This window comes from Psychrobacillus sp. OK032 (assembly GCF_900111345.1).
Taxonomy (GTDB): Bacteria; Bacillota; Bacilli; order Bacillales_A; family Planococcaceae; genus Psychrobacillus.
The window spans coordinates 623,190-636,903 of the sequence record NZ_FOGY01000002.1; the positions used below are offsets into that span (position 1 = coordinate 623,190).

A 13,714-nucleotide genomic window follows, 5' to 3' on the forward strand; every position below is an offset into this window, starting at 1 on the left:
TATTCAGCTGGGGTTTGTGGACCCCACTAAATTGAATGCGTACTTTGCATTCATCTCACCACTTATAGAAATGCGAGACTTCTGCTCCTGCGCAAGCTCGTCGCAACAAAATAAATGCTCCTGCGCAAGCTCGTCGCAACAAAATAAATGCTCCTGCGCAAGCTCGTCGCAACAAAATAAATGCTCCTGCGCAAGCTCGTCGCAACAAAATAAATGCTCCTGCGCAAGCTCGTCGCAACAAAATAAATGCTCCTGCGCAAGCTCGTCGCAACAAAATAAATGCTCCTGCGCAAGCTCGTCGCAACAAAATATCTGCTGAATGAAGTTAAATTGTCTACATTACAGTTTACATCTGTCTAATGAAAACCACAATCGTGTATAATAAAGAAAAAAGTGAAAGTGTGAACTATCTATGTATGACGTTATTGTAATAGGCGGGGGTCCTTCGGGATTAATGGCAGCAGTAGCTGCTGGAGCAGAAAAGAAAAAAGTATTACTTATTGAAAAAGGATCAAAGCTTGGTAAAAAACTTGCTATTTCAGGTGGAGGACGTTGTAATGTAACAAATAGACTCCCTCAAGAAGAAATTGTGAAAAACATACCTGGAAACGGACGTTTTTTGTTCAGTCCATTCTCCGTTTTTAATAATGAAGATATTATTGCGTTTTTTGAAAATCTTGGAGTTGCTTTAAAAGAAGAAGATCACGGAAGAATGTTCCCCGTCTCGAATAAGGCGATGGATGTTGTAAATGCGTTACTCGATGAATTAAAAAGATTAAATGTCGATATTAAATTAAATTCTCCGGTTGCAAAGCTATTAATGAATGATGAAAAAGTAATTGGCGTACGTCTAGCCGATGGAGAAGAAATCGTTGCTGACGCTGTCGTTGTTGCAGTTGGAGGGAAAGCGGTTCCTCAAACTGGCTCAACGGGTGATGGCTATCCTTGGGCTGAAAAAGCCGGTCATACGGTTACTGATCTATATCCAACAGAAGTTCCTTTATTATCAAGCGAACCTTTTATTAAATCGAAAGAACTTCAAGGTCTTGCACTACGAGATGTTGCAGTTTCTGTACTTAAGAAGAATGGAAAACCAATTATTACTCACCAAATGGACATGTTATTTACCCATTTCGGCTTAAGTGGTCCAGCCATTTTGCGTTGTAGCCAATTCGTTGTGAAAGAACAAAAGAAAAATGGCGGACAGCTCGTACAAGTCCGTATAGATAGTTTACCAGATCAAAACGAAGAACAAACATTCCAATCTCTCCTTTCTTCCATCAAAGAGGATCCAAAAAAAGCGGTGAAGAATGTATGGAAAGGAATCGTACCGGAAAGATGGCTTTTGTTCTTATTACAACGTGCAGGGATAAGTGAAAGTGAAGACGGTACAAACCTTGCCCATGATAAAATAAGAGAATTAGCACGCCAATTAAAACAATTCACTGTTAATGTTTACGGTACACAACCACTCGATAAAGCATTTGTAACCGGTGGCGGAGTATCGATTAAAGAAATTGAACCTAAAACAATGGCATCGAAGAAAAAAGACGGTCTGTTTTTTTGCGGTGAAATATTGGACATCCACGGATATACCGGCGGCTATAATATTACCTCCGCCCTTGTAACTGGGAAAATTGCGGGTATGAGCGCTGCGCTAGCTAAATGATTCACCTTCTGACTTATACGCAATATAGAGATAAGTCTAAGCAAGTTGAATAAAGTGTCCGCAATGATTTTCGCTACAGGGCGGACGCTTTTCCGCGGGGGGAGCGATGAACCTTCACCGACGCTACGCGTACGTTGTGAAGTCTCATCTGTCTCACTCATCCCGCAGGAGTCGCCGCCCTTCCACGAAAATCAAAGGAGCTTGCTGACTAATTAGATTCTCGCTTTATAAACCAAATGTTTTATTAGAAACGAAAAGGAAAATCCATTATTAGTAAGTATCTCGTAAAAATTGATCCAGTAAATGGATAAGAGCAACCAACTGGTCATTGAAAGCAACTACTTCTATAAGGAAAGCAACCAATTTAGGTACGGAAGCAATCATATCCCATATCAAAAAGTTTACTTAATAGGAGACGACTATTAACATTATGAAAAAATACATTATTTGGTAATTCATAAAATCGTGAAGCTCATGTTTACTGTTTAATAAGCAATTTTTTTCATATAGTGATAACTGCCACTTTTGCCTTCCTGCAGTTGTTCTTATATTTCATATTGGTTTGTTTAACTAAACGCTAATTAGCAAGCATATTTCGTTGATTGAAGAAGCGGAAGGCGGCGACTCCAGCGGGAACAGCAAATGTTTTCTGCACCGAAAGCGAAGCGACAGGTGCACGAGCTGAAAGCCCCGCAGGAACGCAGTGACGAGGAGATTGAAGCCGTGCCCGCGGAAAGCGTCCGCCCGGAGCGGAAATCAACTGCGCTTGTGGTATTCCACTGTGACGCATTATTCCTATATATTGCAACTATTTATTAACTATCCTTAAAAAATAATTTGAATTTTAACACTATTTATAATACAATTGTCTTTAACAAGCGATGATGAAGAATAGTAGCGATGTGAAAATGCTAAAGAGAGCTGGCGGTTGGTGCAAGCCAGTGCAGTACATATCGTGAATGGGCTTCTGAGCTCCTGGCTGAACAAATTAGTAGGCTTAGGCGTCTGTCTACGTTATAAGACTTCGCGAATGGTTGTTTGCGATATAAGCGGATTACAATAGTAATCAATAAAGGTGGCACCACGGCTCTCCGTCCTTTACGACGGAGGGCCTTTTTGTATGCAACCTGAGATGAGGAGAGATGAGCTATGACAGTTGAGACGAGAAGCTATGAGATGAAAGAAATTCAAGGAGACATGATGACACCTATTTCCATTTATCATTCGCTAAATGGAAGAAAGAAAATGCTATTTGAATCGTCAGCTAAGCATGAAGAAAGTGGACGTTATTCATTTATTGCATTAAATCCTATTGCAGAATTGACCGGTGACCAGTCTGGGTATACATTGTCGTATACTGATGGGGACACGGAGAAAGCATCAACATCTGTAATAGAAAAGCTAAAAAAGATGATGCCAATTCATACAGATAAGTACCCGTTTGCTTTTTTCGGTGGAGCGATTGGCTATTTCGGATACGAAACGGCATTTTATCATGAGAAGATTGGGGAGCTATTGCCTGATGAATTAGAGATGCCAGATATCCATCTTATGTTCTATGACACTTTTATTATTTTTGATCATTTAAAACAAACTGTGACAATTGCTGCAATTGATTTATTTCAAATTGGTCGTACCCAACAAGAGATGTCAAATGCAATTGAAACAATATATACTGATTTACAGCAGGGTTCAAAATTTCATGAAGATACAGAAACAAAGCTTGCTTTCCAACCAAAAATAGAACAAGCATCCTTTATTGAGATGATAGAAAAAGCTAAAGAGCATATTATAAAAGGTGATATTTTCCAAATTGTACTATCGCAACGTTTTTCATCACCTTTCGAGGGAAATCCTTTTGCACTATACCGCCAGCTTCGTACATCGAATCCTTCACCATATATGTTTTATATGGATTTTGAAAAATATACGATCCTCGGTACTTCACCAGAAAGCTTAGTAAAAGTAAATAAAGGAATAGTCACAACAAATCCAATAGCTGGGACAAAGCCACGAGGAAAAACAGCCGAAGAAGATGTGCAAATCGCAAAAGATTTACTTAACGATGAAAAAGAAATCGCAGAGCATCGTATGCTTGTTGATCTTGGACGAAATGATATTGGAAGGATTTCTGAAATTGGTTCCGTACAAATCGAAAAGTATATGACAATTGAATACTATAAATACGTCATGCATATCGTCTCTGAAGTGACTGGCATACTTAAGGAAGACCTGCATGTGCTGGACGTATTGACAGCTTCTTTACCTGCAGGAACTGTATCAGGAGCTCCAAAAATCCGTGCGATGCAAATTATTAATGAGCTTGAACCGACTAAACGAGGTGTTTACGCTGGTGCTGTTGGCTATATTTCCGTAACAGGCAATATGGATTTAGCACTTGCTATACGCACAATGGTTGTGAAAGATAGTCAAGCTCATGTTCAAGCCGGAGCAGGTATTGTCTTTGATTCGGTTCCGGAAAGTGAGTACGAAGAAACGATCAATAAAGCCAAAGCACTTTTGGAGGTGCAACGATGATTTTATTAATCGATAATTATGATTCCTTTACGTATAACCTATTTCAACAAGTAAGCGCCCTTGGCAAGGAAGTAAAGGTTGTGCGAAATGATGCAATAATTGTACAAGAAATTGAGCGATTAAATCCAGAAGCTATTATTATTTCGCCGGGACCTGGCACCCCTTCGGAAGCTGGCATTTCGGTGGAAGTAATTCAGAAGTTGTATAAAAAGTATCCGATACTAGGAATTTGCCTCGGTCACCAGTCAATCGGTGCTGCATTTGGTGCAGATATTGTCCAAGCAAAAACAATCATGCATGGAAAGATTTCTAACGTAGAACATACTTTTTCATATTTATTTAAGGGTTTTAACGAAGCCATTTCTGTTATGCGTTATCATTCGCTTGTAATTGATGAGAATACATTAAGCAACGAACTAGAGGTACTTGCAAGAGCTAAAGATGATGATGAAATTATGGCGATTAAACATCGAGATTATCCCCTTTATGGACTGCAATTTCATCCAGAATCTATCGGAACCGAGCAAGGTGATCAACTAATACAGGCTTTTATAGCAACACTTGAGCAGCAACATGTAATATAAGATAAAATTAGGAGCTCCTAGTATCTTTCTAGGGGCTTTTGAGTTGGAAAATGCTTGCGAATGGAGTTTATTTGGAATTTCGGAGAATTTAGTTTGAATTTTTTAAAGTTTAGTTGGAAAAATGAACAGATTAGTTGGAATATGCAAAAAACGTTAAAAAAGCTGTTTCCTATCTCATTAGCGAGGTAGGAAACAGCTTTCCTTTTAAAATTAAATAACGATATTCACCATTTTACCTGGAATGGCGATTATTTTTTTCACTTCTTTACCTTCCAACCATTGTTGTACTTGTTCAGAAGCTAAAGCTAATTCTTCCAATTCTTCTTTTGTAGCATCTTTAGAAACATTAAGTTTCGCGCGTACTTTCCCTTTGATTTGCACAGGAATTTCTACTTCATCATCTACTAATTTAGATTCGTCGAAAGTTGGCCAAGATTCATACACGATAGTATCGTTATGTCCAAGAATGCTCCAAAGCTCCTCAGCAATATGTGGGACGATTGGAGAGATAAGCTTCACAAATCCTTCTACATATTCTTTTGAAATTTGCTCAGCTTTATAGCCTTCATTGATAAATACCATCATTTGAGAAATGGCTGTATTATAATGCATTGCTTCAAAATCTTCTGTTACTTTTTTAACAGTTTGGTGATAAGCTTTTTCCATATTAGCAGAAGAAGAATCTGTAACTTTAGCACTCAGTTTACCGTCTTCATCGACAAGCAGACGCCAAATACGATCTAGGAATCTTCTTGAACCGTCTAATCCGTTTGTAGACCATGGTTTCGAAGAGTCTAGTGGGCCCATGAACATTTCATAAAGACGAAGTGAATCAGCACCATGACTTTTCACAATATCATCAGGGTTTACAACATTCCCTTTTGATTTAGACATTTTCTCGTTACCTTCACCAAGAATCATCCCTTGGTTAAAAAGTTTTTGGAATGGCTCTTTCGTTGTTACTACGCCGATGTCGTAAAGGAATTTATGCCAAAAACGTGCGTACAACAAATGCAGTACCGCATGCTCCGCTCCACCAACATAAATGTCAACTGGAAGCCAACGTTTAGCTAGTTCTGGATCGACAAGTGCTTCGTCATTGTTTGGATCGATATAACGAAGGTAGTACCAGCAGCTACCTGCCCACTGTGGCATTGTATTCGTTTCACGACGACCCTTTTTGCCTGTTACTGGATCAACAACATTTACCCACTCCGTAATATTAGCTAGTGGCGATTCACCTGTTCCACTCGGTTTAATATCCGTAGTTACCGGAAGCATTAATGGTAATTCAGACTCATCTACATGTGTAGAAGTGCCATCCTCCCAATGGATAATTGGAATTGGTTCGCCCCAATAACGTTGACGGCTAAATAACCAGTCGCGAAGGCGATATGTGATTTTCTTTTCACCTTTACCGTTTGCTTCAAACCATTCGATCGCTTTTGCAATCGCTTCTTGTTTATTTAAACCATTCAAGAATTCTGAGTTAACAAGCGTACCGTCAGCTGTGTATGCTTCTTTTGCGATATCGCCACCAGAAACTACTTCAACGATTGGTAAATCAAATTGTTTTGCGAACTCATAATCGCGCTCATCATGTGCAGGAACTGCCATAATAGCACCTGTACCGTATGTCGCTAACACATAATCAGCAATCCATATTGGCATTTTTTCGCCGCTTACCGGGTTAACCGCATAAGCACCTGTAAATACACCTGTTTTGTGTTTTGCAAGATCTGTACGTTCTAAGTCACTTTTCAATTTCACTTGATCTTTATAAGCTTGCACTGCTTCGGCTTGGTCAGCAGTTGTGATTGTTTCCACAAGCTTATGTTCAGGCGCTAATACTGCATAAGTTGCACCAAAAATAGTATCTGGTCGAGTTGTAAATGCACGGAATGATTCATTCGTACCGTCTACTTCAAATGTAAGTTCTGCACCCTCTGAACGTCCAATCCAGTTTCGTTGCATCTCCTTCAAGCTTTCAGGCCAATCTAGTTCTTCCAAGTCTTCTAAAAGTCTATCTGCATAGGCAGTTATGCGAAGCACCCATTGACGCATTGGGCGACGTTCTACTGGATGTCCTCCACGTTCAGACACGCCATCGATTACCTCTTCATTTGCCAAAACAGTACCTAATGCAGGACACCAGTTTACAGGCACTTCATCCACATATGCTAGACCTTTTTTGTACAGTTGTATAAAAATCCATTGTGTCCATTTGTAATAAGAAGGATCTGTCGTATTAACTTCTCTATCCCAGTCAAATGAAAATCCTAGATCCGTCATTTGACGTTTAAATGTAGCGATATTTTTTGCAGTAAATTCTGCTGGATCGTTACCAGTATCGATAGCATATTGCTCCGCGGGAAGACCAAAAGCATCCCATCCCATAGGATGAAGTACGTTATATCCTTGTTTGCGTTTAAATGCACTTAATATATCTGTAGCGATATACCCCAGTGGATGCCCAACGTGTAGACCTACTCCTGATGGATAAGGAAACATATCCAATGCATAGAACTTTGGTTTTGATGGATCATCGGTCATCTTATACGTCTTGTTTTCTTGCCAATATTTTTGCCACTTTTTTTCAATTGCCTCATGATTAAAGCTCATCGTAATTCCTCCTTAAATGTAAGAAAAGCGTAAGCGCCTGTGTTAGATGAATACAGTCTAAGTTCGCGACATCGTGTCGCAACGACTGCATGACCTGCATCCTGCAGGCCTCCGACAGGCAAATGTGTTTGGGGTAGGTCTACCAAGTATGCCACATTCTGTGGCATAGCAGACATAACCCGCATCGTGCGGGCCCAGTAGGCAGCTCCTCAGCCACCACAAACGCACTTGTTTGCGACGAGCTTGCGCAGGAGCAGCTATTTCACATTTGACCCCGAGGGGCTAGGCGCTGAAGCTAGACATAAAAAAAACTCGCCCCTTAAAAAACTAAGGGACGAGAGTATACTCACGCGGTACCACCCAAATTAGTGAAAATTTCACTCAACTTGATTCCTTAACGCGGAAAACGGTATAAGCTACTAAAAGTTCACCTATACAGACTCAAAGGCGAGTTCAATAGGGCATTTCACTAACTTTCACCAACCGTTAGCTCTCTAAAAAAACACACACTATTTACTGATCCTTATCCTAGTCTTGCTATTACTTCGATTTTAGAGGAAATAGCAAGAAATAGCAAGTTTTTATTGAGTTGTATATCCACCATCTAAAACAACTGCTTGACCAGTCATTCCTTTTGCAGCATCACTAGCTAAAAACAAAGTCAAATCAGCGATTTCTTTTACATCTAACAAACGTTTCTGTGGAACTAAAGGATATAAAACTTCTTCAAGTACCGCTTCTACTGGAATGTTACGTGTTCTTGCAAGATCTTGAAATTGATTGCGCACAAGAGGTGTATCCACATATCCTGGACAAACAGCATTAACCGTTATTCCATCAGCAGCTGTTTCTAATGCAGCAACTTTAGTTAAGCCAATTACACCATGCTTAGCAGAATTATATGCTGCTTTACCTGCAAAACCAATTAAGCCATTGATCGAAGCCATATTAATAATTCTACCGAAGCCTTGTTTACGCATATGTGGGAGAACATTCTTAATCGCCACAAATGGAGCCGTTAGCATAATTTTCACTAATAATTCGAAGCGTTCTGTTGGAAACTCTTCTAGCATTGCAACATGTTGCATACCGGCATTATTGATTAATATATCAACACGACCAAACTCTTCTATCGTTCTATTAATAGAGTTTATAATTTCTTCTTCATTTGTAACATCACATCTAATACTAAGAACGTCTTCACCAAGCGATAACGCAGCTTCTTTTACTTTTTCTTCATTAATATCTGTTAAAACTACCTTCGCACCTGCTTCATAAAATTCACGCGCTATTTCAAATCCAATTCCTTGTGCTGCTCCTGTAATGAGAAGTACTCTATCTTTCACCATTCTTATTACCCCCAAAACTTATTAGTTATTGTCGTTAGATAAAAATTTAGATACCTAAACCAAGTGAAAATAATATTATTGCAAGAGCTGTACCTAGTGTTGGTACCACTACAGTGGTTGCTCCTACAGCCCAATATATTGCACAGGCAATTACGATGGTCATTACAGCATATTACATTCCTAATCTATCAACAATCCATTTGGACACGGAATCTGTTGCACCGCTATCCTCCATAACTTTTCCAGATACAACCCCTAGTTGGAACATTAAATAACAGGTCATAATAAACCCAGTAAACCCTTTTATTAAGTTACATGTATTAAATTAACTAATTTGTACGTTTTCCTTCACATCTCTTACGATTAAAGATGCTTCTGTAGAATCAATGATATCTTGTACACTGTACCCCTCAAATACTTCTTTGAGTTCTAGCCCCTCTGATGTTACTTCTATCAGGGCACGCTCTGTAATGATTTTATTGACTACACCTTTCCCAGTTAAAGGTAGAGAGCACTCTTTTTTAATTTTTGCAGAACCATCCTTCGCTACATGATCCATAATTACAATTATTTTTTTCGCACCATGGACTAAATCCATTGCGCCTCCCATCCCTTTAATCATCTTCCCGGGAATCATCCAGTTTGCGAGATCTCCTTTTTCAGAGACCTCCATTCCCCCTAAAATTGCCACATCCACATGGCCACCACGTATCATTGCAAATGATTCCGCACTTGAAAAAAATGAAGAACCAGGAATGGTCGTTACTGTTTCTTTTCCGGCATTAATTAGGTCAGGGTCTACTTCTAGTTCGGTAGGATATGGTCCAATACCAAGCAACCCATTTTCCGACTGTAATACAACTGTTTTATCAGGAGATATGTAGTTCGCTACTAGAGTAGGAATTCCTATTCCTAAATTGACATAGTTGCCATCTTCTATTTCTTTTTCTGCTCTTCTTGCAATTATTTCACGTGTATTCAACTAAAGTCTCCTCCTTATGAACGTGTTGTTAAACGTTCGATTCTTTTTTCTTGTGTTGCTTGGAATAATCCTTGAACATAAATACTTGGCGTATGGATTTGAGCAGGATCTAGGTCACCTGTCTCTACAATTTCCTCCACCTCAGCGATCGTAATTTTACCCGCAGCGGCCATCATTGGATTGAAGTTTTGTGCGGTTTTGTTATAAATTAGGTTTCCAAATTTATCCGCTTTTGCTGCTCTAATTAGTGCGAAATCAGCTCTCAAAGATTCCTCTAGTACATATTCTTTCCCATCATACTCACGTGTCTCTTTCCCTTCGGCAACCGTTGTCCCAACACCAGCTGGCGTGAAAAACGCTGGGATACCTGCACCACCTGCACGAATTTTTTCGGCAAGAGTTCCTTGCGGAGTTAGCTCCACTTCAATTTCGCCTGAAAGCACTTGACGTTCAAATTCTTTGTTTTCACCAACATATGAACCTATCATTTTTTTAATTTGTTTATTGTTAAGTAATAACCCAAGTCCCCATTCATCGACTCCGCAGTTATTTGAGATAACAGTTAAATCTTTTACCCCTTTTTTAACTAGGGCAAGAATCAGCTGCTCTGGTATTCCTACTAAACCAAATCCCCCTACCATTAATGTTGCACCATCTTGAATTTCCATTACCGCTTCTTCTGCAGAAGTATAAATCGGCTTCATACAAACTCCCCCTAACATTATTAATCCCCCAATCAATTACTCCTCTTTGTCGCGTGGATGCGAAATTTTAGGGCTAACCTCATTCTAATACTCCATTTTAAAACCTGTGACATCCACCGGAGGCTTAAATTGAATCGGCAAGGATTTGGATACCTTCGTTTTAAATGAATTCTAGCATTCATCCCACAACTTTTAAAATTGAGAGATTATTGCTTCTGCTGCGCAAGCTCGCCGCACAAACAATTGCTGAGTCAACTTAAAACGCTTTCATAAATAATTAAAACAGAATCGGAATATTCTAGCAATAGTGATTGTGACAACTTTAAGTCGTCAATCCTTATTTAAATCCGAATCTCAAGATAATTATAGCAAGAAATTCAAGCATACACATCTATTTCATCTAATAATAAATTCCGATTCACTGGATTATTGTCCAATAAATCGGAATTAGGTCATAAGTTATATTTTTTAATTTTTTCATAAAGAGTAGACCTACTTATCCCTAATTGTTTTGCAATTAGGGCTTTGTTCGACTGATTTTCAAGTAAATCTCTAATCACACTTTTTTCTACTTCAACTAAAATATCCTCCAGTTTTCCATTCGTTTGAAACGACAGAGCATTTCGCTTCTTTACTTGTATCGGTAGTGCAGAGGGTACTATAACACCATTTTCAGCTAAATATACCGCTGCTTGCAATACATTCTGCAATTCACGGACATTTCCCGGCCAATGATAAGATTGAAGTATCTCTCTAGTTTTTGTTGCCAATACAATTTTACGGCGGCCAGCCTGAACGACAAACTTTTGTAAAAAATAGTTTAATAAATCATCTAAATCTTCCATACGTTCCCTAAGAGGGGGAATCTGTAAGGTTACAGCTTGGATACGATAGAATAGGTCTTCCCTAAATTTCTTTTCTTCCACAAGATTTGCTAAAGATACATTCGAAGATGCTAGTATTCGTATATCTACTTGTTCCTCATTCTCAGCTCGAGTAGTAAAAACCGCTCCATCTTGCATAGCACGCAGAAGCTTGGCCTGTAGAGTCAGAGGAAGCGCACTAATTTCATCTATGAATAATGTTCCTTTATCAGCTTGCTTAAATCTACCTCTAGTATATTTACCAGTTGCCAAGTCAAACTTTCCAAATAATTCTTCCTCCAGTAGTTCAGGTGGAACTGCTGCACAATTCACTTTAACAAACGGCTCATTTGAACGTTCAGAAAGCTGATGTATACTGTGCGCAAAAATTTCTTTTCCAGTCCCACTCTCCCCTTCTATTAAAACGGGTATATCACTCGGAGCAATTATTTCAATCGTTTCTTTTATTTTTCGCACTGCTGGTGAAGTTCCTTTAATATCGCCTAGATAGTACTCTTTATATCCATCATCTTCCATATTCAATTGAATACGTTCCATAGTTGTTCGGACATGAGAACTCAGCTTTTTCCAATCAGACATGTCTCTAAAAATTACACTTCCAAAAGCACCGACAACTTTTCCATCGACAACAAGAGGTACACGATTCGCAAGCATATACGTGCCTTTAATATAGTGTGGCGAAGCAATATGCGCTACCCCTGACTTAATAACTTCATGCATTTTTGTATTTTCAATAACATCGGCTACTGGCTTACCAATAGCAGAATCCCTATCTACTTCTAAGAAGCGGCAATATTCTTCATTAAGATATAGAATATTAGAATGCTCGTCCACAACTACAAACCATTGGAAAGCATTTTCTAATATTTCCGCAAGCACTGGTGTAGATAAGTTTTTCAAAAAAGCTCCTATACTAATCCCCCCTTTGGAAACAGCTTCTCTTTTAATATTCTCAAAGATTAGCATATTAATCAATTTCATTTAATAAGAAAAGCGAAAGCGCCTATTTCTCCACCAAGGGAACGTTCTTCTGTAATGAACTTGCGCGGGACTCAGGCGCTTGAGCTGGACCGATACTGAGTAAAAAGTATATACTTTTTATCTTTTAAGAAGTACCGTTTGATTTTCATCAAACGGTACGTTTTTTAAGTGGTAAATCATATAGCAAACTCGTTACTATCGCAAAAACCATGAAACTCGTAAGGATTAATATCATTATCGGAGTGCCATAAGCTTCTACCAGTAAACCACCTATAAAAGGTCCGATCATACGTCCAATAGTCGCCATACTATTCACAATCCCTTGATAAAATCCTTCTCTTCCTTTTGGAGCCAACTTATTAGCGAGTGTTGGTACTGCTGGCCATACGAACAATTCACCAATCGTCAGAATGACCATTGCCGTGATAAACATCGCGTAGCTCTCTGCAAACGCAACGACAACAAAAGATCCCATAAAAATAACAATCCCGATGATAAGCTGCGCTTTTATTTTATGCTCCAAGCGGCTAATAATCGGTTTGATCAGTGGTTGAGCAGCTATTATAAGCGCCCCATTGATTGTCCATAACAAACTATATTGTTTTAAAGATATGCCTAAATCTAACACATGAGTAGAAATAGTCGAAGTCCACTGCACGTAAACAATCCACGTCAGCATATACCCAATCGTTACAATAATCATCGCATAGAAAGGTGCTTTATGTTTTATACTCCTCTGTTCATTCAACACGGAGCTATGTCTATTAGTAGTAACAACTAGTTTCCGATAAAAAAACCAAACAATTGCTAAAAATAAAACGTAGGTCAGCAGATTCGCCATAAATATATGATTGATATTATTATCGGCCACAATCCCTGCAATAGCAGGACCAATCGCAACTCCAACATTTTGCGCCAAATAAATCGCATTAAATGCTTTCCTTCCACCTTCCGGCCAAACACTGCCGACCATCGCATACATACTCGGGAAAATAATTCCCCCACTAAATCCTAAAATCGCAACAAACCATATATATTCTGGCCATCCATGCCAAATTGTCAACAACCCTAAAGCTATTAAAGACAATATAATTCCAAGCATAATTGATTTATAACCACCAATACGGTCGAACAAATATCCTCCAAGTAAATTACCTATTACACCTGTCCCAGCATTAATCATTAGAACAAACCCAGCCATCGAAAGCGACTGCCCTAAATAATCATGCATATAAATGGTATGTAATGGCCACAAGAAGGAATTCCCCATCGTATTGATAAACATCCCAAAGATTAAAAGCCATACAGCTTTTGGCATACAAAACACCTCATTTCCTTGTACGCTAAACTATTGTATGCTTTTTTATATGGCACTTCAAGATGGACACAACAAACTTCACG

The 13,714-nt window shown here is 38.9% G+C and carries 9 protein-coding genes and 2 other annotated features; of the genes, 3 read left to right on the forward strand and 6 right to left on the reverse strand.

What is annotated here, in order from left to right; translation table 11 throughout:
- Nucleotides 1–412: 412 nt before the first annotated feature.
- The 3 genes from BMZ04_RS06725 to BMZ04_RS06735 all read left to right on the forward strand — a co-directional run bounded on the left by BMZ04_RS06725 (nucleotide 413) and on the right by BMZ04_RS06735 (nucleotide 4,791).
- Complete coding sequence (locus tag BMZ04_RS06725) at nucleotides 413–1,669, forward strand: BaiN/RdsA family NAD(P)/FAD-dependent oxidoreductase (RefSeq protein ID WP_093266991.1); 1,257 nt, start codon at nucleotides 413–415, stop codon at nucleotides 1,667–1,669.
- Nucleotides 1,670–2,541: 872 nt separating this feature from the next.
- Nucleotides 2,542–2,771: a binding site (T-box leader), on the forward strand.
- Nucleotides 2,772–2,818: 47 nt separating this feature from the next.
- Nucleotides 2,819–4,207: an anthranilate synthase component I gene (trpE, locus tag BMZ04_RS06730; RefSeq protein ID WP_093266994.1), complete on the forward strand. Its 1,389-nt coding sequence runs from the start codon at nucleotides 2,819–2,821 to the stop codon at nucleotides 4,205–4,207.
- Nucleotides 4,204–4,791, forward strand: a complete 588-nt coding sequence (locus tag BMZ04_RS06735) for an anthranilate synthase component II (RefSeq protein ID WP_093266997.1) — start codon at nucleotides 4,204–4,206, stop codon at nucleotides 4,789–4,791. Before trpE ends, BMZ04_RS06735 begins: the two co-directional genes overlap by 4 nt.
- Nucleotides 4,792–5,001: 210 nt before the next feature.
- Here BMZ04_RS06735 and leuS read toward each other — a convergent pair whose 3' ends face one another.
- From leuS to BMZ04_RS06770, 6 genes are all read right to left on the reverse strand, one after another.
- Nucleotides 5,002–7,413, reverse strand: coding sequence for a leucine--tRNA ligase (gene leuS, locus BMZ04_RS06740; RefSeq protein ID WP_093267000.1), 2,412 nt, complete (start codon nucleotides 7,411–7,413; stop codon nucleotides 5,002–5,004).
- 327 nt (nucleotides 7,414–7,740) lie between these two features.
- Nucleotides 7,741–7,952: a binding site (T-box leader), on the reverse strand.
- A gap of 42 nt (nucleotides 7,953–7,994) precedes the next feature.
- Nucleotides 7,995–8,762, reverse strand: coding sequence for a 3-hydroxybutyrate dehydrogenase (locus tag BMZ04_RS06750; RefSeq protein WP_093267005.1), 768 nt, complete (start codon nucleotides 8,760–8,762; stop codon nucleotides 7,995–7,997).
- 325 nt (nucleotides 8,763–9,087) lie between these two features.
- Nucleotides 9,088–9,744 (reverse strand): 3-oxoacid CoA-transferase subunit B, encoded by a 657-nt coding sequence (locus BMZ04_RS06755; protein WP_093267008.1) that lies wholly within the window; start codon nucleotides 9,742–9,744, stop codon nucleotides 9,088–9,090.
- Nucleotides 9,745–9,758: 14 nt separating this feature from the next.
- Nucleotides 9,759–10,448 (reverse strand): CoA transferase subunit A, encoded by a 690-nt coding sequence (locus BMZ04_RS06760; protein WP_093267011.1) that lies wholly within the window; start codon nucleotides 10,446–10,448, stop codon nucleotides 9,759–9,761.
- A gap of 452 nt (nucleotides 10,449–10,900) precedes the next feature.
- The gene (locus BMZ04_RS06765; RefSeq protein WP_255367824.1) at nucleotides 10,901–12,313 is read right to left on the reverse strand and encodes a sigma-54 interaction domain-containing protein; all 1,413 of its coding nucleotides are present in this window, start codon (nucleotides 12,311–12,313) and stop codon (nucleotides 10,901–10,903) included.
- A 148-nt stretch (nucleotides 12,314–12,461) separates the two neighbouring features.
- A complete protein-coding gene (locus tag BMZ04_RS06770) occupies nucleotides 12,462–13,631 on the reverse strand; it encodes an MDR family MFS transporter (protein WP_093267014.1) in 1,170 nt (389 codons plus the stop codon).
- Nucleotides 13,632–13,714 lie beyond the last annotated feature (83 nt).